21 protein-coding genes and 1 pseudogene are annotated in these 25,232 nt (G+C 70.8%); 9 read left to right on the plus strand and 13 right to left on the minus strand.

What is annotated here, in order from left to right; all coding sequences use genetic code 11:
* Positions 1-178 precede the first annotated feature (178 nt).
* Together ABT297_RS38195 and ABT297_RS38200 are read right to left on the minus strand one after the other, a co-directional pair.
* Positions 179-1,405 carry a hypothetical protein gene (locus ABT297_RS38195; protein WP_350557461.1) on the minus strand — a complete coding sequence of 409 codons (1,227 nt, stop codon included), beginning with the start codon at positions 1,403-1,405 and terminating at the stop codon, positions 179-181.
* A gap of 232 nt (positions 1,406-1,637) precedes the next feature.
* Positions 1,638-1,991, minus strand: coding sequence for a DUF4158 domain-containing protein (locus tag ABT297_RS38200; protein ID WP_350557463.1), 354 nt, complete (start codon positions 1,989-1,991; stop codon positions 1,638-1,640).
* Between the two features lie 304 nt (positions 1,992-2,295).
* Here ABT297_RS38200 and ABT297_RS38205 point away from each other — a divergent pair, with 304 nt between their 5' ends.
* Entirely contained in the window at positions 2,296-2,763 is a 468-nt protein-coding gene (locus ABT297_RS38205) for an endonuclease domain-containing protein (RefSeq protein WP_350557465.1), read from the plus strand.
* 261 nt (positions 2,764-3,024) lie between these two features.
* Complete coding sequence (locus ABT297_RS38210) at positions 3,025-3,765, plus strand: VOC family protein (protein ID WP_350557467.1); 741 nt, start codon at positions 3,025-3,027, stop codon at positions 3,763-3,765.
* A 20-nt stretch (positions 3,766-3,785) separates the two neighbouring features.
* On the opposite strand, the gene ABT297_RS38215 is transcribed toward ABT297_RS38210, so the two are convergent.
* On the minus strand, positions 3,786-4,667 hold the full coding sequence (locus ABT297_RS38215; protein WP_350557470.1) for a LysR family transcriptional regulator: 882 nt from the start codon (positions 4,665-4,667) through the stop codon (positions 3,786-3,788).
* A 171-nt stretch (positions 4,668-4,838) separates the two neighbouring features.
* Between ABT297_RS38215 and ABT297_RS43255 the strand changes: the two genes are divergently transcribed.
* Positions 4,839-5,678, plus strand: a complete 840-nt coding sequence (locus ABT297_RS43255; protein WP_502885711.1) for an EamA family transporter — start codon at positions 4,839-4,841, stop codon at positions 5,676-5,678.
* Here ABT297_RS43255 and ABT297_RS38225 read toward each other — a convergent pair.
* The 5 genes and pseudogenes from ABT297_RS38225 to ABT297_RS38245 all read right to left on the minus strand — a co-directional run.
* Positions 5,617-5,878: pseudogene (locus ABT297_RS38225) on the minus strand (hypothetical protein); the annotation flags it as partial. The gene ABT297_RS43255 and the pseudogene ABT297_RS38225 overlap by 62 nt on opposite strands.
* Before the next feature lie 373 nt (positions 5,879-6,251).
* Positions 6,252-7,556, minus strand: a complete 1,305-nt coding sequence (locus ABT297_RS38230) for a sugar phosphate isomerase/epimerase family protein (RefSeq protein ID WP_350557472.1) — start codon at positions 7,554-7,556, stop codon at positions 6,252-6,254.
* 91 nt (positions 7,557-7,647) lie between these two features.
* On the minus strand, positions 7,648-11,022 hold the full coding sequence (locus tag ABT297_RS38235) for a ThuA domain-containing protein (protein WP_350557474.1): 3,375 nt from the start codon (positions 11,020-11,022) through the stop codon (positions 7,648-7,650).
* A 727-nt stretch (positions 11,023-11,749) separates the two neighbouring features.
* The gene (locus ABT297_RS38240; protein WP_350557497.1) at positions 11,750-12,559 is read right to left on the minus strand and encodes a slipin family protein; all 810 of its coding nucleotides are present in this window, start codon (positions 12,557-12,559) and stop codon (positions 11,750-11,752) included.
* Between the two features lie 461 nt (positions 12,560-13,020).
* Entirely contained in the window at positions 13,021-14,400 is a 1,380-nt protein-coding gene (locus ABT297_RS38245; protein WP_350557476.1) for an MFS transporter, read from the minus strand.
* Between the two features lie 133 nt (positions 14,401-14,533).
* Between ABT297_RS38245 and ABT297_RS38250 the strand changes: the two genes are divergently transcribed.
* Positions 14,534-15,415 (plus strand): LysR family transcriptional regulator, encoded by an 882-nt coding sequence (locus ABT297_RS38250; protein ID WP_350557478.1) that lies wholly within the window; start codon positions 14,534-14,536, stop codon positions 15,413-15,415.
* 18 nt (positions 15,416-15,433) lie between these two features.
* Here ABT297_RS38250 and ABT297_RS38255 read toward each other — a convergent pair whose 3' ends face one another.
* Positions 15,434-16,687, minus strand: coding sequence for an acyltransferase family protein (locus ABT297_RS38255; RefSeq protein ID WP_350557480.1), 1,254 nt, complete (start codon positions 16,685-16,687; stop codon positions 15,434-15,436).
* 85 nt (positions 16,688-16,772) lie between these two features.
* On the opposite strand from ABT297_RS38255, the gene ABT297_RS38260 reads away from it, so the two are divergent.
* The gene (locus ABT297_RS38260; RefSeq protein WP_350557482.1) at positions 16,773-17,609 is read left to right on the plus strand and encodes an SDR family oxidoreductase; all 837 of its coding nucleotides are present in this window, start codon (positions 16,773-16,775) and stop codon (positions 17,607-17,609) included.
* A gap of 125 nt (positions 17,610-17,734) precedes the next feature.
* On the plus strand, positions 17,735-18,820 hold the full coding sequence (locus ABT297_RS38265; protein ID WP_350557484.1) for a CaiB/BaiF CoA transferase family protein: 1,086 nt from the start codon (positions 17,735-17,737) through the stop codon (positions 18,818-18,820).
* A 37-nt stretch (positions 18,821-18,857) separates the two neighbouring features.
* On the opposite strand, the gene ABT297_RS38270 is transcribed toward ABT297_RS38265, so the two are convergent.
* Positions 18,858-19,529: a winged helix-turn-helix transcriptional regulator gene (locus ABT297_RS38270; RefSeq protein ID WP_350557486.1), complete on the minus strand. Its 672-nt coding sequence runs from the start codon at positions 19,527-19,529 to the stop codon at positions 18,858-18,860.
* A gap of 88 nt (positions 19,530-19,617) precedes the next feature.
* Here ABT297_RS38270 and ABT297_RS38275 point away from each other — a divergent pair, with 88 nt between their 5' ends.
* From ABT297_RS38275 to ABT297_RS38285, 3 genes are read left to right on the plus strand one after another with little or no spacing between them, the layout of a single operon-like run.
* The gene (locus ABT297_RS38275; RefSeq protein ID WP_350557488.1) at positions 19,618-20,439 is read left to right on the plus strand and encodes a class I SAM-dependent methyltransferase; all 822 of its coding nucleotides are present in this window, start codon (positions 19,618-19,620) and stop codon (positions 20,437-20,439) included.
* Between the two features lie 14 nt (positions 20,440-20,453).
* Positions 20,454-21,665, plus strand: a complete 1,212-nt coding sequence (locus ABT297_RS38280) for an acetyl-CoA C-acetyltransferase (RefSeq protein ID WP_350557490.1) — start codon at positions 20,454-20,456, stop codon at positions 21,663-21,665.
* Between the two features lie 20 nt (positions 21,666-21,685).
* Positions 21,686-23,782 (plus strand): 3-hydroxyacyl-CoA dehydrogenase NAD-binding domain-containing protein, encoded by a 2,097-nt coding sequence (locus tag ABT297_RS38285; protein ID WP_502885712.1) that lies wholly within the window; start codon positions 21,686-21,688, stop codon positions 23,780-23,782.
* A 118-nt stretch (positions 23,783-23,900) separates the two neighbouring features.
* On the opposite strand, the gene ABT297_RS38290 is transcribed toward ABT297_RS38285, so the two are convergent.
* The 3 genes from ABT297_RS38290 to ABT297_RS38300 all read right to left on the minus strand — a co-directional run.
* On the minus strand, positions 23,901-24,566 hold the full coding sequence (locus ABT297_RS38290) for a TetR/AcrR family transcriptional regulator (RefSeq protein WP_350557493.1): 666 nt from the start codon (positions 24,564-24,566) through the stop codon (positions 23,901-23,903).
* Complete coding sequence (locus tag ABT297_RS38295) at positions 24,556-24,867, minus strand: DMT family transporter (protein ID WP_350557499.1); 312 nt, start codon at positions 24,865-24,867, stop codon at positions 24,556-24,558. The genes ABT297_RS38290 and ABT297_RS38295 overlap by 11 nt, the downstream gene beginning before the upstream one ends.
* Before the next feature lie 115 nt (positions 24,868-24,982).
* Positions 24,983-25,232: hypothetical protein (locus tag ABT297_RS38300; protein WP_350557495.1), on the minus strand; the 250-nt coding region annotated here is incomplete at its 5' end.

Below are 25,232 nucleotides of genomic sequence, written 5' to 3' on the forward strand. Positions count from 1 at the left end.
GCCGGCGGCCCGCGCCGAGCGAGCCATGTCGTTGATCTCGCACAACAGTCTGGTCAGGTCGGCCGCCCAGGTTTGCGTCGGGTCGGCGTCGAGGACTCCGGTCAGTTCGCGCAGGTGGTGGGCGTGGGAGCGCCGTTCCATTTTCCAAGGATCTGGAACGCCCTGGTGCCCGCGAGATTCAGGCCCGTGGCCTACGGCGCGGGTCCGAGGCGAGCGTCCCGGCGGGCGGGGACTGCGGCGACGCGATTTCGAACGCGCCAGCGATGAGTGCGGAGACCTGCGGGTTCTGCTGGGCTCGCGGCGAGCGGAAGCAGATCCTCCGTTGCCACTGAGATGTACCCGCCGGGAGAATCGGTTCCGGGTACTCGTCGGCCCCGTGCGACCGATCATTGCGCGAGAGCTCCCATCCGTGCTGGCCAGCCAGCAGGACGGGGACGGCGAAGTCCAGGTCCAGTCGAGTCCGGACGGTAGTCAGAATCGAATAGCATTGCGTTACTTCCGGCTCGGGCTCCGTGGGACGTTCGCCCGAGTAAAACGTCTGCCACGCCTGTTTGAGGCTTTCGGTGAGGCTGGGCTGCGGTGGCGGCAGGTGATGCCGGCCTGCGGGAGTCACGTGGAAGTTGATCGACAAGGGTCCGATTGTGGTATCTACGCCAGCTTGTACGGGTGTGACCGACCAAACGGGGCGCTCGACTCCAGCCACCCTCAGGTTCCCCAAGTTCCTGTTCGCGATGCTTTTGTGGGGCACGAACGTGGGTGGTGCCGGCTCACCGAGGTCTTCTGACAGCACCACCGATTCGTGCAAGGCGGCGAACGCCAGCCGGATTGCGTCGGACGCCGCCTGGGCAATGGCCTTCTGCTCCGTGAACAGCTGCGCCGATCTCTTCGAGCCTTTTCGGTTCCCATCCAGCCGCTGCGCTGCGGTGACAAGACTGTTGTTGTAGGCGTCGGTCGACTCGACGAACACCTTGAGCGCTATGGACTGCACGCGCTCAATCGCGACTCGGGCCGCGTCACGGCGACCGAGGCCGAACCCGCAGAGGGCCAGGTATCGTTCGGCGATCACCACCTGAAGCGAAGTGCGTGCCGCGGCGGTCGCCTCCACGAATCGTTCCCGAGCGCGAGTCAACTCCTCTTCGCGAAAGCGCGGATCCGAAGCCCTACCGGCGTCGACAAGGGTGCGCAAGCCACTGCGGATCGCGACGGTGTAGCGCTGTTCAAGCACCTCATCCAGCCGCGACTCGATGCCGGCCAATCGCGCATCGAGTCTGTCCTCGCTCGCCCATAGGGCGCTGACGATCTCGGCGGCCATCGCAGCCAGATTCGGATCACCTCCGACCGCGGCGATCAAACGCGACAATCCGTACTGTGCGGCCAAGGTGGTGATCGCCGTCAACGGCTCCATGCCCATACGGATAGCAGTCGATGGCACCTAATGCAACGGCGAGGAGTGCTGTCTTCTGCCAGACCAGTCGGCCGCCGGGGTGGTGGTGGGTCCAGAACAGCGGGGTGAGGCCGCGCCGGTCCGCGTCGGTCAGCGCTTGCCGGAAATCAGCTCCCGCTCGTCATCCAACAGCGTCCAGTGCTCGACAAGCTCATCCAGATCCAGCGATCGGGCCACGGCCGGACATCATCGCCTACCGACGGCACCGGCGCCCCGACAAGCGTGCGGCGTCCTCGTCGCGGACCGGGTAGCCCTGGCCGCGTAGCACGTTGATGGCCAGGGTGGCCACCGCGCCCGCCACCTCCGCCCGGCGGCCGGCGGCGCGTTCCACCGCCGCCCATAGCTGCGCGACGTCGACCGGCCCGGTCCGCGATATCCAGCGCCGCCAGCACGGTCCGCACCGCTCGGTGTACCGCTTGATCGCCGACGGGTCCGCGACGTCCAGCTGCCCGGCCACGTACTCCACCGCTGACCAGTAAACCTCGAGCGGATCCTCGGTCACGCCCAACCGGCTGTGGTCGCCGCGTTTGCTCGCGAACAGATCCACCGCAGTGCTGTCGTACGCCGGACAACTGGTCGTCGGACAGGAACTCCACGGGCACAGCCGCACGACGTACGCCACTCACCACACGTCCGCAGACCCGAAGGCGAGATCGTCGCCAACGCCAACCTCGGTACCGATGCTCCTCAACGCCGGCGCAGCTCAACTCGATGCGAATTATCGGATTACTATTACCAGTAATTCGATAATTCGGCCGGACGGCGACGCGGCGGTGTCTGGGGTGGGTAATCGAGTCGTACACCATAACTGTCATTATGCGGTGTCACCACACAGACTGTATGGTGTACCAGTGACTGAGCAGCTCGTGCACTGTCGACGGTGCGGAGAGACGAAGCCGCGCGACGCGTTCTACAACCTGCCGCACACGACGGCGCCGCGACGACCGTGCAAGGCGTGCATCCTTCAGGACAAGCGCACCCGCTACGCCACACAGGACGGCGACCGGATCTCACACGCGCAGGTGCTGCGGGAGAAGCACAACCTCACGCCCGCGGAGTACGACCGCATGCTCACAGCGCAGGGCGGCCTGTGCGCGATCTGCCGCAAGCCGGAGACCACGCGTGGGCGCGGTGGTACACCGAGGCGGCTGACGGTCGACCATGACCATCGGACCGGTGCGGTGCGCAAGCTGCTCTGCCACCGGTGCAACCTGGTCACCTGGGCGGTGCAGGAGAACCCCGGCCTGCTCGACATGGTCCGGGCATACCTGGACGGGCATGCCCCCGAAATGGGGCCGGACCAGTCGTTGCGCGAATAAGGGACCGCCGGCGCGCGGTGAACCGGCACCGGATCACCGCGATGCGGAGCGCCGGTAAGCAACGTGTCACCAGCCGCCAGCCCCGGACGAGGCAGGTCGGTGTCGAACCTGCCGAGGTCGGCTCTGCGAGTGGCCGGGTCGCGCGATCGAGTACCAAAGGCTTCGGCCGCTCGGCGAGGTCCCCGACCTGCCCGTCACCACCAGTTGAGCCGAACATGCGTGGTTCATACTGGTTTGTCTGTCGGGCATAGGGTAGGCGGCATGGCGCTGCGACTTGTTCAGGCGAATTTCAAGGCTCGGGATGACTCGGCGCTCGGCCGGTTTTGGGCGGTGGCGCTCGGCTGGGACGTTGCCAGCTCGGGTCCCGGTGCGACCAACGTCGCACCCGCGGGCTTCGTCTGGACCGACCCCGACGCGCCTGTCTGCGTCGATGTCATAGCCGTCCCGGACCCCGAAACGGTGCAGTACCGCATGCACCTCGACCTCGCCACCACCTCTGCGGCCCATCAGACGGAGTTGGTCGCGCGCCTGAAGGAGCTCGGGGCGACGCCCGCCGACGTGGGCCAGGGCGACGCCCCGTGGACGGTCCTCGCCGACCCGGAGGGCAACGTGTTCTGCGTGCTGGAACCCCGGGAGATCTACCGGGACACCGGGCCGATCGCCGCGATGGTGGTCCACTGCGGGGACCCGCGGGCCATGGCCCGGTTCTGGGGCGAGGCGATGGACTGGACCCTGCACGAGGTGACCGGCGATCATGCGACGCTGCGCTCGGCCAAGGGTGTCGGGCCGTATCTTGAGTTCCTTCGCACGCCCGACGTGAAGGATATACGGCACCGCATCCATCTCGACCTGGTGCCGTATAGCGGGGACGATCAAGCGGCGGAGGTCGCTCGGCTGCAGACCCTCGGCGCGACGCTCGCCGACGTCGGCCAGGGCGACGTCCCATGGATCGTCCTCGCCGACCCGGAGGGCAACGAGTTCTGCGTCCTGGGCCGTCCGTAGCCTTTCAGCCCAGAACAACGCTAAGCAATGGTGGTCTTTTCGCGCGGTGGTGTGATGAGCCGCCGGGTGAGGGCGATGAGATCTGATACGGCGGGGTGGCTTGGTGGTTCCTTCCAGGCGAGGTAGACGGTGACAGCCGGGGCGTCGATGAGTGGGATGTAGGCCACGGCGGGGTTCGGGTACATGGCCGCGGTGGCAGTGGTGGTGACGCCGACAGCGTGGCCGGTGGTGATGGCAGCAAGCCAGTCGTCGGTGTTGGCGACCTCAATGGTGTCGTCCGGGGTTTCGTCCGGAGACCAGAGGTCGAGGGTCGTGGTACCGGCGACGGTGTTGACGGCGATCGACTCGGTGCTGAGATCGTGCAAGGTGAGTCGTGGTTTCTGGGTGAGGGTGCTGTCGGCGGCGACAGCGGCGACGCGCGGCTCGATCAGCAGGGCCACGGTGTGCACCTCGGCGGGTAGGTCGACCTCGCCCCGGATGACGGCGACGTCGACGGTGCCGTGGTCGAGCCCGGCGGTGCGATCGTCGACGCGCAGGAGCTGCAGTGGTGTGTGCGGGCATTCCTGCTTCCAGCGTCGAAGCAGGGGCGTGGTGTGTTCGCCCAGTGCTGACCAGGCGTGGCCGAGGCGTAGTGGCCATGTCCCGGCGCGGGCCGGATCGAGTGCCTCATCGACGGCCGCGGCCGCGGCGGCGGCCCGGGGCTGGAACGCGTGTCCGGCAGCGGTGAGCCGTAGGTGATGGGTGGACCGGTCGATCAGGCGGACACCGAGGTGGGCTTCCAGCTGGCGCAGTGTGCGGGAGAGCGCGGGCTGGGTCACGTGCAGCCTGGCCGCCGCCCGGGTGATGGTGCCTTGGTCGGCGATGGCGAGGAAGGCGCGCAGATGCCGCAACTCCACAGTCATAACGGCAGAGCATAACCGCAGCGAGATCGGCATTTCAGTTGCCATGGGGTGACTCCTAGTGTCGACCGCATGGTCAACGTTCCCAGCTCCGCACCGTCCGCCGTCACGCCTGCCGACGTCCCGGTGCCCTCGACACGGCACCCCGGCGCAGGTGCCGGGGCGGTAGGGCTGGTGCTGGGAGCCGTGCTGTCCGTGCAGTTCGGCGGCGCGGTCGCGGCGCTGCTGTTCCCCCGGATTGGGGTGGACGGGGTATTGACGCTGCGGCTGATCATCGCGGCCCTGGTACTGCTGGCGGTGTGCCGGCCCCGCGTGCGGGGATATCGGCGCACGGACTGGTTGTTGATCGGCGGATTCGGCGTGGCGCTCGCCGGCATGAACACGCTGTTCTACCACGCGATCGAGCTCATCCCGCTCGGTCCCGCGGTGATGCTGGAGGTGCTGGGGCCGCTTGTGCTGTCCGTGGTGACCGCTCGCTGCGTGGCGAGTTGGCTGTGGGCCGGCCTCGCCGCCGCCGGTGTGGCGTTGCTGAGCAGCGTCGGATTCGACCGGCTCACCCCGGCCGGGATCGGCTTCGCTGTCGCGGCAGGCGCCATGTGGGCCGGATACATCCTGGCCAGTGCGCGGGTCGGGCAGCGCTTCCCCAAGGCTGACGGCCTGGCCCTGGCCATGACCGCCGCCGCGGTGATCACTCTCCCCTCGGGGGCTGGCGCGGCGGGAACCGCGCTGTTGAGCCCTTCCATCCTGGCGATGGGCGCTGCCGTGGCGCTGCTCTCCACCGTGCTGCCCTACACCCTGGAATTGCTGGCGCTACGCCGCATGCCCACCACGACCTTCGCCGTGCTGATGAGCCTCGGACCCGCCGTCGCTGCGCTCGCCGGCTGCGTCGTCCTGCATCAGCAGCTCACCACTGTCGAAGGGCTGGCCATCGCGCTGGTTATCGCCGCCAACGTCGGCGCTTCTCGGCCAAGGCCTCCTCTACCTTCGCCTTCGCGGCCGACTCCCGGCCGCTGACAGCCTGGTCGAACAGCAGCAGCGTTTCATCCAGCACATCGACCGCAGACTGTGCCAGCAACGTGAGCAGGATCGGATACCGCCGCTCCGCCTCCCCGCGCTGCAACACCTGCGCGGTCAGCCGCCGGCCGACCCCGGCCAGGAACCGGCGCCGTTGCTCCGGCAGCATCGACAAAATTTAAGGTGTGAGCGTCGAGCCGGTGAGTCCTTAGCGTTGTTTTGGGCTGGAAACTACGGAGGGCCCGTCCTCGCGCCGGCCTGACGCGAAGCCTTCCCGCCTGCGAGCCGGACAGCGTCGCCCGGCTCGGGCATGCCTCCGCCCGATGCCTGCCGACTGATCCCGAGCGCACGAGCCGGAAGCGGCGCCGGTGTTTACCGAGGTGTTCGGCCTGCTCGGGCCCAACGGCACCCGCAGGTCCACGACCCAACGGCACGGCCGACGCGCGACGAGGCGCCGAGGCCGGCGGGCCCCGTGACCCGCCGAACCGGACAATCACGGCACCGGTGGGCCCTGCCCGCGACCCGGCGATGACCGCCCCCGTGGGTCCAGGGGCGGCCATCGGTACTGGACGATCAGCCGCGCAGGCCCGCCATGCCCGCGGCGCTGATCTTGGAGAAGCGCAGCGACTGTCCGGGGTCCGCGTTGCCGCCGGGGGCGTTGTCCTGCTCGTAGTTCGGGTTGTGCCAGCCCTTGGCGCCGATGCCCCGGAAGAACCCCGAGTAGTTGATGTCGCTACGGGGGTCACCGAACGGGATCATCGAGTAGCCGTCGCCCACGCCCGCGGGCTGCGTGGTCGCGTCGCCGTCCTTGGCGTGGAACAGCGCGTACCGCTTCGTCTGCTTCGCGACCTGGGCCGTCGGGTCGAAGATGTCCTCGACGCGGTTGCCGTTCCAGTCGTAGCGCCAGCGGTGCTGGTGCCGCGCCACGTGCGCCCAGTACACGTCCATCTCGATGACGACGAGCTTGGGGTCGGTGACGTCGAGGTACTGCTGCATGAGCCGCTTGCCGGACTCGCCGCGGACCTGCCGCGGGGTGATCGGCGCGCCGGTGATCCGGTCCTGGGTCACGGTGACCATGGGACCGTCCTGCAGGAAGTGGTACGCCGGGGCGTGGTTGTGGGTGTACATCTGGATGCCCCACTGCTTCACGCTGATCTCGTTCAGCGCGTTCCACTTCTCGCCCGCGATCGTCCACGGCTCGATGTTGCGGTTGTTGGGGCTCGTCGGGTCGTTGCCGGTGCCCATGAACGGCATGCCGAGGATCGAGGCGAACTCGAGCTCGGTCTGCAGCCGGTTGTAGTCCTCGGTGGTCATCGCGCCGCCAGCGCTGTTCGGGCCGTTCCACGTGTTCGGCACGTACCCGTGGTTGCCGATCGCCTCCAGCCCGAAGCTGTCGAGGAACCCGCGCAGGGTACGGGCGTAGGCCAGGTACGCCGCGCGCGACTCCGCGGTGGTCGTGCCGCCCGGCGCCGGGTTGGGCGCGTTGCCGCCCGGGTTGGAGGCGTGCTGGCCGTAGCCGGCGAACTCGATCTGGCGGAAACCGGCCTTGGCCAGGAACTCGAACAGCTCCAGCCAGCCACCCGGCAGCGGCACGAGCGGCCCGAGGTCGGTCGGGTCGTGCGGGAAGTCGGGGCCGCCCAGGTAGCCCATCGTCGGGGCCACGCCGAGCGCGGCGCTCGCGGCGATACCGAGCCGGGTCGGCACGTCACGCTGGCTGTACGTGATGGTGCCGATCTTGGGGTTGGGGATGAGCCGGCCGTTGGCCGCGCTCGCCCCGGTGGGCGAGAAGACGGCGGCCGGGCCGAGCGGGGTGAACGCGGCGGCCGCCGTGAGGCCCGCGCCGGTGATGAACCGGCGACGGCTGAGGTTTTTGGACACTGTCGCTCCTTTGCTGATGTGCGTGTGGTTCAGACCGGGGCGGGGTGCGGCGTTGCTGCGGGGTGACGCACCCCGCCCCGGGTAGGTGGTGCTAGGGCGCGGTCACGCCCTGGCCCCCGAACTCCACCCAGTTGAGGTTGAAGAAGTTGTTCGTCGGCCCGCCCGCGACGGGTCGGAACACCAGGTAGATCCGGTGCCCGCCGCCGGGGTCGGTGATCGGGAAGGTCTGGCTCCGATAGGTGGTCGCGCTCGCCGTGGCCGCGATCGTGACCGTGGTCAGGATCGGACCGTCCACCGCGTCCAGGCGGATCTCGACCGCGCCGGTACCGGCCGCGCCGCTGCCGCCTGACGTACGGAACGTCACCGAATCGATGTTCTGCAGATTGACGGTGCCGTTGAGGGCGATCCAGTCGCCGGTGCCGATGCCGCCGCGTTGCAGCCCGCCGCCGGTGTCCGTGGTCGCCGCGGTGTTCGTGCCGAACTGGTCGACGGCGAACTCGACCTCCTGCTTCTTCTGCCGGATGGTCGTCTGGGCGACGGTGGTCAGCGCCGGGATGCCGCCGGGGCCGCCGCGGTCCGTGTACGACGCGCTGATCACGCCGAACACGTCGCCGCCGTGCGAGACGTCCTCGGCGAAGGTGGGCAGCGTCCCGGCGCAGCCGTTCACCGTGGACTCGGCGTGGCCGTGGCTGTCGTGGCCGAGCACGAACGTCACCTCGACGCGGGAGCAGTCGATCTGACCGTCCTGCGGGTCGGTGACCGTCACGTTGAACGGAATCGTGTCGCCGAAGGCGAACAGGCCGCCCTCGATCGGCACGTTGACCTTGACCGTTGGTGAGGTGTTGCCGACGGTGATGGTCGTGTTGGCCGACGCCGTCTTGCCGCTGGAGTCGGTGACGGTCAGTCGCGCCGTGTACACCCCGTTGGTGGTGTAGGTGAAGGTCGGGTTCGGGTCGACGGAGTCGATCGTGCCGTTGCCGTCGAAGTCCCAGGCGAACTTGATGGAGTCGGCCGGGTCGGGGTCGTGTGAGCCCGCGCTGGAGAACGCGACCGTCAGCGGTGCGACGCCGTCCGTCGGGGTGGCGGAGAGCTTCGCAACCGGTGCCCGCGTGCCCTTGACGTAGCTGAACTTCACCAGCAGGGCGTCGGGGTTGGCCGTGAAGAATCCGTCACCGTACGTCAGCAGGTAGAAGTTGCCGTCGTGGCCCCACTTCATGTCCATGGGGTTGTCGCACAGGAACGGACGGGCCGGGGTCGTGGGGCCGCCGCCGCAGCTGAGCAGGTCATTGATCTTGAAGACCTGGTTGGCCGAGTCCAGGCGGATCTCCCGCAGGTAGTCGCGGGTGAACTCGCCGAAGAAGATGGACCCGTCGTAGTACGCCGGGAACTTCGTCGGGTTGGGGTTCTTGGGGTCGTACTCGTACTTCGCGGCGCCGTGCGGCCCGACGCCACCCGTGCCGAGCTCCGGGAACAGCTGCGGGCACTTCCCGGGCGGGTTCTGCATGTAGTAGGCCGCGCAGGGCGTGCCGAGCGGGTTGCTCGCGTTGTTGTCCTGGAACGAGTACCACAAATCCGGCTTCGCGATCGGCGGCGCGTACGTCAGGCCGGTGTTCCACCGCGACGTGTTGGCCGGGCCGCGGTCCGGGTTGTCGCACTCGAACGCCCGCGGCGGGTCGTGCAGCGGCCTGGACGTGTTGAAGTTCCACTCGTAGTACGGCAGGTCAGGGGAGTAGCACAGCGGCCAGCCGTAGTTGGACGGGCGCCGCACGATCTCCATCCGGCCGGTGCCCGCCGGCCCGCGGAACACCTGCGGCGTCGAGGAGTCGGGCGAGTAGTCGGTGACATACGCGACGCCGGCGCTGTCCACCGTGATGCGGAACGGGTTGCGGAAGCCCATGGCGTAGATCTCGGGCCGGGTCTTGCCGCCGCCCTCCTCGTTGCCGGTGAACAGGTTGCCCGCCGGGACGGTGTACGAGCCGTCGTCCTGCACCTTGATGCGCAGGATCTTGCCGCGCAGGTCGTTGGTGTTCATCGCCGAGCGCCGGGCGTCGACGTAGGGGGCGTTGTACTGCCCGGTCGTGGTGATCATGTCGTTGAACGGGGAGAAGCCGCCGGAGTTGCCGCCGCCCGCCGGCGTGTCGTCGCCGGTCACCATCCACAGGTTGTTGTCCTTGTCGAAGGTGATGTCGCCCGCGACGTGGCAGCAGGCCCCGCGATCCACCGGTACCTTCAGGATCTTCTGCTCGGTCGAGAGGTCGATGGACGGGTTGGGCCCGTCGACGAACTTGAACCGCGACAGCTGGAAGTACCCCTTCCACGGATCCCAGACGCTCGGGTCGGCGCCGGTCGTCGGGGCGTTCGCGGTCGGTGTCGTCCTCGGGTACGGCGCGTCCTGGGTCAGCGGCGAGTAGTACAGGTAGACCCAGTGGTTGGTGGCGAAGTCGTTGTCGATCGCCGGGCCGTACAGGCCGTCCTCGCTGGCCATGTAGACCGGGATCTCGGCCAGCACGTGGCTGGTGTTGTTCGCCGGGTCGTGCAGCCGGAGGACGCCGCGGCGGTCGGTCTGCAGGACCCGCCCGTCGGGCATGACGTCGAAGCCGATCGGCTCGCCGATGTTCGGCGGGGCCGCGATGGTGTCCATCTGGTAGTTGGCCAGCACGGTGGCGCCGCAGTCGCCGTCGGTCACGCCCGCGGCCCACTGGATCGCGCCACCGAGGTGCGCCCGCAGGTCCGGGGTGCCGAAGCTGGCGGCGGTGTTGCCCAGCCCGGTGTAGAAGGAGCGACCGCCCTGGTAGTCCTTGCACCAGGTGATCGGGTGGTCGTAGCCCATCGTGCCGCCGGCGTAGGTGGTTTCGTCGACGGTGGCGAGCACGTGCGAGAAGCCGCGCACGTTGGAGGTGAAGTTGTACCACCGGTCGGTGCGGTTCCACGACTCCGGCACGTCCTTCGACGCCGGGTGGACACGGTCGGCCACCTTGATCCTGGCCTGCGTGACGCCGGACGAGCCGGACGCGCGGGTGCCGAGGATGTCGGTGAGGAACGACCAGCTGGTCTGGGTCTCGATCGCCGAGTGGACGCCGACGAAGCCGCCGCCGTCACGGTAGTACTCCTCGAACGCGGCCTGTTGCGACGCGTTCAGCACGTCACCGTACGTGTTGAGGAAGACGACGACCCGGTACTGCTTGAGATGCGCACGGTCGAACTTGCCGGCGTCGTCGGTCTCCACAACCGTGAAGCGCAGCTGATTGCCCAGCTGCTTGATCGCGGCGACACCCGCCTCGGTCGACGGACTCTTCGTGCCGACGGCCTTGGTGAAGATCAGCACCTTGTACTGGCTGCCGTTGCTCTGCGGGGCGGGCGCGGCGAGCGCCGGCGCGGGCGCCGAAGCCGTTGCGACCAGCAGTGATGCGATGAGGGCGAGCAGGCCGGCGAACGCGGTGCGGCGACGGCCTGGAGCGCTGGACATGAAACCTCCTCCGCGGGGTGTTGCCGGACGCGCGGGCCGCCGAAAAACCGAGACAGCAGCCGTTGGCGGACACGTCCGGCCGGGGAACGGGGGATGGTGCGGGTTGCGGCACGCCCGGAGGGAAGGTGTGCGGCAGGGTCGATCGCTAGGCGTGGCATTGCGGCGACGTCATACCGAGCTGCGCCTCAGTGCTCGCCGGGATCCCGCGGGGCGGGGCGAGCACTGGCTCGGTCAACGCATAGCCGTCACCGTATACGTCGAATCTTTCGAAAGAAAGAGTTGACTCAGCAGAAGTTGGATGCTGTTTGATAAAAGTTCTGTTCGAATCGCAAAAAGTTCGCCACTTCGAGACAGAAGTCGCCGTGGGCGGTCTGCGCGTAGGTGAAAGAGCGCGACGAGGGCCGCCGGCGTTACTCGTCGGCGGCCGCCTCGATGACCGGGGGTCAGGCAGCCTCCGGCGCGGCCGGGAATCCCGGTCCCGACCGCGCCGGCCGACCGCCCCTGGCTGCGGTGCTCCGGCCACGGGGCATGCCACGGCCGGACCCTCTGCACCGCGTGGCCGGGGAGCTCCGAGGTGTCGCCGCACCGTGCGCGGCATGGGTCAGTAACACGATCGCAACGCACCGTGTTGTGCTGCACACGGTAGGAGGCCTAGGCTCGGCATGTCCAGAGCTTCAGTGTGTGGATGCGTTACTTTCGTCCGAATCAGCGAAAGTCTCGGAGGTGATCATGCCGCCTGGACGTGTGAATGCCTCGCGGGAAGCTCTGCGTCCGACGGCGCGGTGACGGGGGCCTGTGCCTGGCGTTCGAGGAAGCGCAGCAGCTCGACCGGGAACGGCAGTACCACCGTGGAGTTCTTCTCGGCGGCCACCTCGACGACCGTCTCCAGCAGCCGTAGCTGCAGCGCCGTGGGCGTCTGCCCCATCGCGGCCGCGGCGTCGGCCAGCTTGCGCGATGCCTGCAGCTCGCCGTCGGCGGTGATGATCCGCGCGCGCCGCTCGCGCTCGGCCTCCGCCTGGCGCGACATCGACCGCTTCATCGACTCCGGCAGCGACACGTCCTTGATCTCCACCCGGTCGATGTGCACACCCCACTCGATCGCCGGACTGTCGATCATGACCTCGAGGCCCTGGTTGAGCCGCTCGCGGTTGGTCAGCAACTCGTCGAGGTCGCTCTTGCCGATGATCGAGCGCAGCGACGTCTGCGCCACCTGGAGCACGGCGAACATGTAGTCCTGCACGTTGACGACGGCCCGGACCGGGTCGACGACCCGGAAATACACCACCGCATCCACCGTGACCGTGACGTTGTCCCGCGTGATCCCGTCCTGCGCCGGCACCGGCAACGTGACGATCTGCAGGCTCACCTTCTGCATCCGGTCGATCGCCGGCGCGATCAGGCACAGCCCCGGTCCGCGCGTGGCCTCCCGCAGCCGCCCGAGCCGGAAGACCAGACCGCGCTCGTACTGCCTGACGATCCGGGCGCTGGCCGAGAACCCGACGATCGCCAAGACGATCAAAAAGATCAACAACACCATGACAATCACGCCGTCCGTGTCCACCACCAGCGTATCCCCGCCCGCCGCGAGCCGCTCGCCGCGCGAGGCTGGCGCAGCTCGAGGGCGCGGCCGGCGAGGGTGGGCCGACCCGGCCCACGCGCACGACCGGCCGCCGGGCGGCGCCCGTCAGCGTGCGGGGCGGGCCGCTGCTTCCCGGGGCCGGCGCATTTCCGGGCCGGCCCCGGGTCGGCTGCGGGCGCGACACACAGGCCCTCGCGCACGGCGGGTCGCCGGTCCGTGTGCCGCCGTGGCCCGGCCGCGGGCGGACTGGACGTCCGGGCGCATCGAGACCCAGGCGGGCCACGTTCGGCGCCGACGCGGGCGGCGTGCACGGTCGTACACGGCGGGTCACGGTGCCCGGCCGGGGAACCACACTGCCGTGACGGTGCGCAGCACCCACCGTCACAGCAGTGTGTGGCGAGCGGCGCCACCACCACGGGTTACGCGGCGTGTCGGTCCGGCCGGGCGAAGACGCACAGCGCAGCCGCGCACGCCAGCGACGAGACCAGCAGCGACCAGCCGGCGCCGAACGCGACCGCCGCACCCATGACCGCGACACCGGCCGTGGCCCCTACCTGACGTAACGCGTTGAGCGTGCCGGCCGCCGCACCGGTCGTGTCCGGCGGCGCCGCGCCGACAACGGCGGCGGCCAGAGCCGGCAGCGCGAACGAGACGCCGAAGCCGGTCGCCAGCAGGCCCACCGCCAGCCACGGCCAGCCCGCACCCGCGAACAGCGCCACCGCCAGCACCGCACCGGCGCCGACGAGCAGCGCGAGCCCGGCGGCGACGGGCCGGCGCGGTCCGACCCGCGCGACGATCCGGCCGGTCAGCGGTGGATTGGTGACAAAGGGCACCGTCAGCGGCAGGAACGCCAGTCCGGTCTGCAACGGGCCGTACTGCCGCTGCTGCAGGACCAGCGGCAGTACGAACAGGGCGCCCGACAACGCGAAGTTCACCACCGCGCCGGCGAGCAGGCCCGCGCGCACCTGCCGCACCCGCAGCAGTCGCCGGTTCAACGCCGGCGCCGCGCTGCGCCGCTCCAGCCGGACGAACACGCAGAGCGCCGACACCGTGACCCCGGCGGCGACAAGGGCGTGCGTCCACTGGCGGGCGCCCGCGGCGATCAGGGTGTCGGTCGCCAGCGCCAGTACGACCGCGCCGGACAGCTGCGCCGCCCAGTCGATCCGCCCCGCGGTGCCCGCCCGATCATCCTGCGCGCCGCGGACGCCACGCAGGGTCAGGCCCAGCACGAGCAGCCCGATGGGCACGTTGACCAGGAAGACCGCCCGCCAGCCCGCCGCGCCGACCAGCGCGCCTCCGGCCACCGGGCCCGCCGCCACTGCGGCGCCGCTCGTCGCGGCCCAGGTCGCGATCGCACGCGCCCGGGCGGCCGGCTCCGGGTACAGGCGGCCGATCATCGCCATCGACGCCGGCACGCACCCGGCCGCGGCCACACCCATGACCGCGCGCAGGATCACCAGTACCCACAGCGCCGGCGCGAAGGCGCTCAACAGCGACGCCGCCGTGAACACCACGACACCGGTGCGCAGCAGCCGGTCGGCGCCGTAACGGTCCGCGACCGCGCCCGCGGACAGCAGCAGCGCGGCGAACGGCACGGTGTAGCCGATCGTCGCCCACTGCAGTCCCGCCATCGACGTGTTCATCGACGCCGCCAGGTCCGGCTCGGCGACGGACAGCACCGTCATGTCCAGCAGCACCATGAAGTACGCCAGCGAGACCCCGGCCAGCAACCGTCGCCGGCCAGGCCCCGGACGCGGATCGGCGCTCACACCGTGCACGGCCGATTGCAGAGCGTTCATGAGGAAACACAGCCCCCGTCAGTGAGGAGTACGCAACGGCAACCACGGTGCGTCAGCACCCGGCCACGCCTCCACCGGCATCACCGCACACCGCATTCGGAATTTCCGAACGACCCGGTCGCTTGAGCACCACATGGAGCTGCGCCAGCTACAGACCTTCGAAGCGGTCGTACGGCACCGGACGGTCACCGACGCCGCGGTCGCGCTCGATCTCGCTCCCTCGTCGGTGTCGCAGCAGATCCGCGCGCTGGAGGCCGCGCTCGGCGTCGACCTGTTCGCGCGCGGACCGAAAGGCATGGAGCTCACTGCGGCCGGCCGCCGCCTGCGAGGCTGGGCGCGCACCCTGCTCGAACAGGCCGACCAGGCCATCCGCGACGTGCGCGACGAGCGGCCCTTGCTGCGCCTCGGCGCCTTGGAGACCATTGCCGGCACCCACGTCCCGCGGGTCCTCGCCCGGTTCGCGCAACGCCGGCCCGACATCGACGTCGAGGTGCACGCCGACCGTGCCCGCGACGGCCTGCTCAACGGCGTGGTCGACGGTCAGCTCGAGGCGGCGCTGCTCCTGGACTCCGGCGACGACATCGGCGGCCTCGGCTTCGCGCCGCCGCCCGGCCCGCTCACGTACATCGACCTTGAGCCCGTGCCGCTCGCCCTGGTCGCGGCGCCCGCGCACCCGCTCGCCGGCCGCACCGGCCTCGCCGCCGCCGACCTCGACGGCGAGCGGCTGCTGGTCAATGTGCCCGAATGTTCGTTCTGGCTGGCCGGGAACAGGCTGTTCGGTTCGGGCCCGAAACGCGTCAGGGCCGGCGGCGTGCCCGTCATGCGCGCCTGGGCCGAGCACGGGCTCGGCGTGTCGCTCCTGCCCGAGTTCGCCGTCACCGACAGCATCCGCGCCGGCACCCTGGTCCGGCTCGGCCTGCCCGTGCCGGATCTGAGCCTGCGCCTGGTCTGGCGCGAGGACCACGAACACCGGCCCGGCATGCGCGAGATCCTGTACGCCGCGGCGCGCCCCTGAGCCCCGATCGTTCGTCTCTCACAAACCCGGGCGGTGCCGCTGCCCGGACATCGTCACTTCCGGCGTGGTGGGCGGGGCCGTCGACAGGGAGAGGCGCGACAGCGAGAGCGGCGACGAGGGCAGGCCTGGACGGCGTTCGAAACGGTGGAACAACAGCCAGCAGATCACCAGCGTCGCCGCGAACACCGGCAGCCACAGCAGCCTCGCGGCCAGCCAGGACGCGTTCTGTGGGGCGGTGTGCAGGCCCGGCTGGACCGGCGGCGCCAGCAGCGTCACGGCGATCAGGGACGTCTGGTGCCACAAGAAGATCGTCATCGCGGAAAGGTTGACGATCGCTACCGTGAGCCACAGTTTTGGGCGCTGCATGGTGCGACGCAGGACCGGCATCAGCAGGAGCGCGGCGCCGCATTGGGCGATACCGAACGTGACCGCGGCCAGGGTGGGCGGGTTGAGATTGGACACGCCCTGGCCAGGAACGCCGACCATGGACACCGGGTAGCCGCACCAGCGCGTCAGTGCCACCGTTGCCGCGGCGCCGAGGATCAGCATCAGCCACGCGGCGGCCCGGGACCGGAACCGGCCCCTCGTCCAGGCCGCGCCCAGGCAGAACGGCACCAGCCAGCCGGCGGCCAGGTTCACCCAGCCCAGCCAGGCCATCCAGCTCACCCCAGCCGGCCCGGCCGGGCCGGCTGACTCGAGGCGGTCCAGCCCAAAGTGCTCCAGGCCGAAGCGCGCCGGACCAAAGCGGATGAGGTCCACTGCGGCCACGACGGCCAGTGGCCAGGCGGGGTGCAGGCGGCGGACCAGCGGGGTCGCGGCGGTCAAAGCGGCGAACACGAGCAGGAACCACAGCGGCGAGACCACCAGCTTCAGCACGGTGTGCGATGTGAGCATCGACGACCAGTCGCCGGCGGAGCGCGTCGGGGCGACCACGGCATGCCAGGCGGTCGCCCCGGCGACCAGTACGGTCCACACGGTCAGGAGCACCATCACCGGGCGGAAGAGGCGGGCGAGCCGGGCGCGCAGCCACCGGCCGTAGTGCTCGATGGTCGAGCGGGCGGCCACGAGCCCGCCGACGAAGAAGAACAACGCCAGCGTCTGGAACAGCCACGACGCCGGGGCCAGCCACGACACCGCGCGCAGCGGGCTCGCCACCCGGATCGAGCCGCCGCCGTCCACGACCAGGGCGGTCACCAGCCAGTGGCCGAGCACCACGCCGAGGATCGCGATGGCGCGCAGGGCGTCGATGGCTCGGTCACGTTCGGTCGTCATGGCGCGGACCGTACGGGTGGGATGCCGACGGCCACGTCACGCCAGGGAGCGATCTGCGGGTAGCCCTCCGGTATTACTGGTACTCATGACGCGAATCCTGATCATCGGGGCGACCGGATCGCTGGGCAGCCGGGTCGCGGCGCGGGCCGTCGCCGCCGGGCACACCGTCTTCGGCACGCACGTCAATCGACGCGACCACGATGGGTCCGACGACCGCACGATCTCCTGGGCCCGGCTCGACATACGCGATCGGCATGCGGTGCGTCACGCGGTGGAACTGGTCCGGCCCGACGTCGTTGTGCACGCGGCCGCCGGACGCGACCGCAACGACTGGACGGTCAACGCCGACGGGGCGGCCAACGTGGCACTGGCCTGTGGCGACCGGGTGCGGCTCGTGACCGTCTCCAGCGATGCGATCTTCTCCGGGCGGGCCGGGCGTGAGTACACGGAGAGTGACGAACCGGATCCGGTGTATCGGTACGGGGCGAGCAAGGCGGCGGCGGAGACCGCCGTGCGAGCCATCGCGCCCGGTGCGGCGATCGTGCGCACCTCGCTGATCCTCGCCGAGGGGAAGGGAGGGCACGAGCAGCTCACCTACGACCTGCTCGCGGGGCGGCTCGACGGGGCGCTGTTCACCGACGAGATCCGCAAGCCGGTCCACGTCGACGACCTCGCCGACGCTCTGCTGGAACTCGCGGCGGGGGACTTCCACGGGGTGATCAACGTCGCCGGCTCGGACGCGGTGAGCCGGTACGAACTCGGGGTGCTCGTCGCGAAGCGGGACGGCCTCGACCCGGCGCGGCTACGGACCGCTAACAGCTCGGGGCGGCCGGGTGACGTCCGGCTCGACGTGCGGATGGCCGGCGAGCTGTTGCGCACCCGGCTGCGGGGGGCTCACGAGTTCATGGCGGCCCCGCTGTAGGCGGGGCCGGGAGAGCAACAGGAGCTTCCGCCGTCAGGGTGACCAGACGTGCACGGTGTGCAGCGGTGGCGGCGCTCGCGCATGTGCCGCGCGAGCGCCTGCGGGCCGAGCGGTAGCTTGCTCGTATGGGGGATGGACCGCTGCGAGACCTGCGCGTGGTGGAGCTGGCCGGGATCGGCCCCGGCCCGTTCGCCGCGATGCTGCTGGCCGACCTCGGCGCCGACGTGGTGCGCGTCGACCGGCCCGGGCCGGGCTCACCGCTCGGCCCGCCGCCCGCCGGTGACCTGGTCAACCGCGGCAAACGATCCGTCGAGGCGGACCTCAAACAGCCCGCCGGCGTCGAGACCGTGCTGGCCCTCGCCGAGCGTGCGCACGTGCTCATCGAGGGCTTCCGGCCCGGCGTGGCCGAGCGCCTCGGCGTCGGCCCAGAGCCGGTCCTGGCCCGCAACCCGGCGCTGGTGTACGGCCGGATGACCGGCTGGGGCCAGGACGGACCCCTCGCCGCGTCCGCCGGCCACGACATCACCTACCTGGCCCGCACCGGCACCCTGCACGCGATCGGCCGGGCCGGCGGGCCGCCGCAGGTCCCGGTCAACCTGCTCGGCGACTACGGCGGCGGCGCGCTGTACCTCGTCGTCGGCATCCTCGCCGCGCTGCGCGGCGGACGCGGCCAGGTCGTCGACGCCGCGATCGTCGACGGCGCCGCGCACCTCGGCCTGATCCTGCACAGTCTTCTGGGCGCCGGGCTGTGGCGCGACGAGCGCGGCGTCAACCTGCTCGACACCGGCGCCCCGTTCTACGACGTGTACGAGACCGCCGACGGCCGCCACGTCGCCGTCGGCGCCCTGGAGCCGCAGTTCTACGCCGAGCTCGTCGCCCGTCTGGGCCTGACCGGCCTGCCCGGGCAGTTCGACGTGGCGCGGTGGCCGGCGCTGCGCGAGCGCTTCGCCGCCGCGTTCCGGGAGAAAACCCGGGACGAGTGGGCGGCGCTGTTCGACGGCACTGACGCCTGCGTCGCCCCGGTCCTCTCCCTGACCGAGGCGCGTTCCGACCCCCATCTCGCCGCCCGCGGCACGTTCCGCACCCTCCATGGTGTACCGCAACCCGCGCCCGCCCCGCGTTTCTCGCACCCGGTCCCGGCGCCGGCGGGCCCGCCCCCGCTGCCCGGGCAGCACACCGCCGAGGTCCTCAGGGAGTGGGGTATCGGGTGAACCGCCACCGGTGACGCGTGGCTCATTCGAACGCGGCTCACCCGGCGGCCGGGCGCGGCGCGGTCGCGTGCGGCGCCAGGGCGAACCAGCGCGGCAGCGCCCGGCGGGCCGGCTCGGGGCCCAGGATCCGCAGGGCGCCGTCGCGCAGCGCGTGCTGCCAGGTCACGTCGCCGCGCCAGATCTCCACCATGCGGCGCAGCGTGCCGTGAACCGTGACGGTCACCGGGAAACCCGGGTCCGCGTCGCAGACGTCGGCGTCACGGGCGGCGATCACCAGCCACCAGTACCGTGCCGCCCCGGAGACGTCGGTGAACTCGAAGTGCACGACCGAGCGGCCGGCCGGCACGGCGTCGTGGTCGACGCGCCGGTGCATGTCCCACAGCAGCAGCTTCGGGTCGAGGTCCGCGTCGCCGATCTCGCCGATCCAGCGGGCGCCCCACACGCCGATCGCCTCCAGGATCGGGCCCAGCTCGAGGCCGGCGTCGGTGAGGGCGTACCCCGCGCCGTCGGGGCGGATCAGGCCCGCGACCGTAAGCTGGTGCAGCCGCCGGGACAGCAGCGCCGGGGACATGCGCGGCAGGCCGCGGCGCAGGTCGTTGAAGCGCCGGCTGCCGGCGATCAGCTCGCGCAGCACCAGCATCGTCCAGCGCTCGTCGAGCAGCTCCATCGCCTTGGCGACGGGGCAGAACTGGTAGTAGGACGCGCCCATGCCCGGCAGCGTAGGCGCACGGCCACGCCGCGTTCCAGTACAGATCCTGTACTGGAGGGCTCATCCTGGGTGTACGTAGCGTGGCGGTATGACGACACCAATCAAGGAGAAGCACCGCGCCGTCTGGGCCTGCGGGGACTACGCCGCGGTCGCCGCCGACATCATCCCTGAGCTGGGCGCATTGCTGGTCGAGGCCTGCGGGGTCGCCGCCGGGCAGCGGGTTCTCGACGTCGCGGCCGGCACCGGCAACGCCGCCATCCCCGCCGCGCTCACCGGCGCCGACGTCACGGCGAGTGACCTCACGCCGGAGCTGCTGGAAACCGGACAGCGGCTCGCCGCGGCGCAGGGCGCCCGCCTGGCCTGGGTCGAGGCCGACGCCGAGGATCTGCCGTTCGCCGATGCCGAGTTCGACACCGTGCTGTCCTGCGTCGGCGTGATGTTCGCGCCGTCGCACCGCACCGCCGCCGACGAGCTCGTCCGCGTGTGCCGGCCCGGCGGGACGATCGGGCTGCTCAGCTGGACCCCGGCCGGGTTCGTCGGGCAGCTGTTCGCGGCGATGAAGCCGTTCAGCGCCCCGCCGCCGCCCGGGGCGCAGCCGCCGCCGCTGTGGGGCGACGAGGCGCATGTGCGCGAGCTGCTCGGCGACCGGGTCGCCGGCGTCGAGGCCCGCACCGGGTCCGTGCGCGTCGAGCGGTTCGCGGCGCCGGATGGCTTCCGGCGGTACTTCAAGACGAACTACGGCCCCACGCTCGCCGTCTACCAGTCGCTGGCCGGCGACCCCGAGCGCACCGCCGCGCTCGACCTGGCCCTCGACGAGCTCGCCGGCCGCTTCCGGGCCGCCGACGGCTCGATGGAGTGGGAGTATCTGCTGCTGACCGCCGAGCGGGGTGGTGCCTCGACCGGGGCGTAGTTACTCTTCGGTAGGTGAGCACTGAGGCTTTCGTTTTCGACGCTATCCGCACGCCTCGCGGCCGGGGCAAGCAGAACGGGTCGCTGCACGGCGTCAAACCCATCTCGCTGGTCGTCGGGCTGATCGACGAGCTGCGCCGGCGCAACCCCGGCCTCGACCCCGCCCGGATCGACGACGTGGTCCTCGGCGTGGTCTCACCGATCGGCGACCAGGGTTCCGACATCGCCAGGATCGCCGCCATCGCGGCCGGCCTGGGCGAGACCGCCGCCGGGGTACAGCTCAACCGGTTCTGCGCCTCCGGCCTGGAGGCGGTGAACATCGCCGCGCAGAAGATCCGGGCCGGCTGGGAGGACGTCGTCCTCGCCGGCGGCGTCGAGTCCATGTCCCGTGTCGCGATGGGCTCCGACGGCGGCGCCTGGGCGATGGACCCCGAGACCAACCTGGCCACGAGCTTCGTGCCGCAGGGCATCGGCGCCGACCTCATCGCGACCATGGACGGCTACCGCCGCGAGGACGTCGATGCCTACGCCCTGGAGTCGCAGACCCGGGCCGCCAAGGCGTGGGCCGGTGGGTACTTCACCCGCTCCGTCGTGCCGGTCCGCGACCGCAACGGCCTCGTCGTGCTCGACCGCGACGAACACGTCCGCGCCTCGACGATGGAGGGCCTCGGCGCGCTGCCCGCCTCGTTCGCCACCATCGGCGAGCTGGGCGGCTTCGACGCGGTGGCCCTGCAGCGGTACCACTGGGTGGAGCGCATCGACCACGTCCACACCGCCGGCAACTCCTCCGGCATCGTCGACGGCGCCTCGCTGGTCCTCGTCGGCAGCGAGGCGGTCGGCAACGCCTTCGGTCTTACCCCGCGCGCCCGGATCGTCTCGGCCGCCGTCAGCGGCGCCGACCCGCTCATCATGCTCACCGGTCCCGCCCCGGCCAGCCGCAAGGCCCTCGACAAGGCCGGGCTGGCCGTCGAGGACATCGCACTGGTCGAGATGAACGAGGCCTTCGCCGCGGTCGTGCTGCACTTCGCCCGCGACATGGGCTTCGACCTGGAGCAGGTCAACGTCAACGGCGGCGCCATCGCCATGGGCCATCCGCTCGGCGCCACCGGCGGCATGCTGCTCGGCACCCTCGTCGACGAGTTGGAGCGCCGCGGCGAACGGTACGGGCTGGCCACCATGTGTGTGGGCGGCGGCATGGGCATCGCGACGATCGTCGAGCGACTGTGAACCGGGGGAGCAACGTGGACATCATCGGCTACGAGCGCGGTGAGGACGGCGTCGTGCTGCTCACCATGGACGACCCGGCCCGCTCCGCCAACACCATGAACGCCGCGTTCACCGAGGCGCTCGCCGCCACGGTCGAACGACTGTACGCCGAGAAGGACGACATCACCGGCGTCATTCTCACCTCCGCCAAGAAGACCTTCTTCGCCGGCGGCGACCTCGAACTGCTCGGCCGCATCGGCCCCGACGAGGCCGCCGACGTCATGCGGTCCACCACGTTCATCAAGGACCTGCTGCGCCGCCTGGAGACCCTCGGCCGGCCCGTCGTCGCCGCGATCAACGGCTCCGCGCTCGGCGGCGGGCTCGAGCTCGCCCTGGCCTGCCACCGGCGCATCGTCGCCGACGACGCCCGCATCGAGATCGGCTTCCCCGAGGTGACCCTCGGGCTGCTGCCCGGCGCCGGCGGCGTCGTGCGCACCGTGCGGATGCTCGGCATCACCGAGGCGCTCACGCAGGTCCTGCTCAAGGGCCAGCGGCACCGCCCCGCGAAGGCGCTGCAGGCCGGGCTCGTCCACTCGGTCGTGCCGGCCGGGGAGCTCATCTCCCGGGCGCGCGACTGGATCGCCGCGAATCCCGGCGCGGTGCAGCCGTGGGACGTCCCGGGGTACAAGATCCCTGGCGGCACCCCGAGCAGCCCGGCGTTCGCCGCGAACCTGCCCGCCTTCCCCGCGACGCTGCGCAAGGAGCTCAAGGGCGCCCCGTACCCGGCGCCCCGCAACATCCTGTGCGCCGCCGTCGAGGGCGCCCAGGTCGATCTGGCCACCGCGTTCACCATCGAGGGCCGGTACTTCGTCGAGCTCGCCACCGGCCAGGTCGCCAAGAACATGATCAAGGCGTTCTTCTTCGACCTCCAGGCCGCCAACGCCCGCGGCTCCGCCTCGGTGACGTTCGACAAGGTCGCCGTCCTCGGTGCCGGCATGATGGGCGCCGCCATCGCGTACGTCTGCGCCAAGGCCGGCCTCGACGTCGTGCTCAAGGACGTCACGCTGGAGGCCGCGCAGCGCGGCAAGGCCTACGCCGAGTCGCGCCGGCACGACCAGGCGCTGCTGGACCGGATCACACCCACCGCCGAGATCGCCGACCTGGCCGGCGCCGACCTCGTCATCGAGGCCGTGTTCGAGGACCCGGGCCTCAAGCACAAGGTCTTCGCCGAGATCGAGGACGTGGTCGCGCCCGGCGCGCTGCTGTGCACCAACACGTCCACCCTGCCGATCTCGGTGCTCGCCGAGGGCGTGCGCCGCCGCGACGGGTTCGTGGGCCTGCACTTCTTCTCGCCCGTCGACAAGATGCCCCTGGTCGAGGTGATCCGCGGCGCCGAGACCTCGGACGACACCCTCGACAAGGCCCTGGCCGTGGTACGCCTGCTGAAGAAGACCCCGATCGTGGTCAACGACAGCCGCGGGTTCTTCACCAGCCGGGTCATCGGCACGTTCACGCTGGAGGCGCTGCGCATGCTCGCCGAGGGCGTGGCCGCCGTGTCGATCGAGCAGGCCAGCCTGCAGGCCGGCTATCCCGCACCGGTGCTGCAACTCCTCGACGAGCTCACCCTCACCCTGCCCCAGAAGATCCGAACCGCGAGCGCGGCCGCGATCGTCGCCGCCGGCGGCACCTGGACCCCCAGCCCCGCCGACATCCTGATCGACCGCATGGTCGACGAGTTCGCCCGCCCCGGCCGCTCGGGCGGTGCCGGCTTCTACGAGTACACCGACGGCAAGCGCACCGCCCTGTGGCCCGGCCTGCGCGAACACTTCCAGCGCCCGGACGCCGGCGTCCCGTTCGCCGACATGCAGGAGCGGATGCTCTTCGCCGAGGCCATCGAGTCCGTGAAATGCCTGGACGAGGGCGTCCTGACCACCGTGGCCGACGCGAACGTGGGCTCGATCCTGGGCATCGGCTTCCCCGGCTGGACGGGCGGGGTCCTGCAGTACATCAACCAGTACGACGGCGGCCTGCCCGGCTTCATCGCCCGCGCCCGCGAGCTCGCCGACCGGTACGGCGACCGCTTCACCCCACCGCCGCTCCTGCTGGCCAAGTCCGACCGCGGCGAAACCTTCGTCTGACCGCGATCGGCACGGTGGGTGGTGTTCGATCGCGGATGGCAGCTCCAACACCACCCCACCGACGGCACACCATACGACCTCGGACCCAGCCGACCACGCACCAATCGCTTCGGTAGTGCTATTTCGCGTCCGCCGTGAGGCAGCGGATCGCCGCCGCGAGCCCGGCCCGATCGACCGGATCGCCGGTGACGACGGCCTGGAGCATCACCCCGTCGATGAGCGCAGTGACCGCCCGAGCCACGGCATCCCCGACGACGGGCGCGAGTAGCTTATGCACCCCGTCGAGCCAGGCCCGGGCAAACGGCCGCAGAGCCGGCGTCCGCGCCGCGGCCAGATACAGCTCGTACTCGAGCAACGCCTTGGGCTGATCCGCGACGTACTCACCGGCAAGCCGGCTCAACACCCCCGCCACGTCTTCCCGCGCCCCGGTATCGCTGGCGCCGGCCTCGGCCTTCGCGGCGTAAACGGCCTCACGCCAGGCATCGAGATCGCAGGCGATCGAGTCGCTCACCAACGCCAGGCCGGCCGCGATCAGATCCCCCAGGGTCGGGAAGTAGTACGTGGTGGCGCCCAGCGGCACCCCCGCGCGCGCCGCGACCATGCGGTGTGTGGTCCGTCCGACGCCGACCTCGGCCACCACCTCGACGACCGCCATGGCAAGCGCCCGCTTACGTCCCTCCGGATCCCGCCGTGCGTTCATCGCGCCGCGCGTGGCCGTGCCGGAACGCTCCCCGACGCTTCCGCGGCAACCGGTGCGCGCGCTCTTCCGGCGTTCAATGCGCACCGCCCAGGTTCAGCACCACGACACCCGCGATCACGAGGCTCACGCCGGCCACCCTGAGCAGGCTCAGCGGCTCGCCGAGGAAGACGGCCCCGATCGCGGCGATCGCGGCGGTGCCGAGCCCCGACCACATCGCGTACGCGACCCCGACCGGCACCACCTTCACCGCCTGCGCCAAGAGCAGGAACGCCAGCCCGTACGCGACCAGCACCCCGGCCGTGGGCCAGAACTTCGTGAAGCCCGCGGTCGCCTTGAGCAGGCTGGTCCCGACCACCTCGACCGCGATCGCCAGCGCCAGGTACATGTATGCCACCCGAACCTCCCCAGGTCGTTGAACTTGTACGATCGTACAAGTTCGTTCTCGAGGCGCCCCGGGCGGCGACCCGGCGGATGGGCCGGATTCGCTCTGTTGACGGTCTTTATGAGCTGCCCGCTGCGGAGCGTCGTGGTCCAGGCACCGCCCGCCGAATGGCGGACCGGATCTGCGCAACGACGTCGGAGGGGCCCAGTTCGTGCCGCAGGTCCAACAGGTAGCCGGCGGGATGGCCGGCGATGATCTGCCTTCGCTGATCGAGGGCACTGCCGACCGCCCCGACCAGGCACCCCGCGGCCACGCCCGCGCTGGTGACGACCGGCGGCAGGTGGACAGCGTTGGCCAGCACACCCAGC

Source organism: Dactylosporangium sp. NPDC000555 (genome assembly GCF_040300025.1).
Taxonomy (GTDB): Bacteria; Actinomycetota; Actinomycetes; order Mycobacteriales; family Micromonosporaceae; genus Dactylosporangium.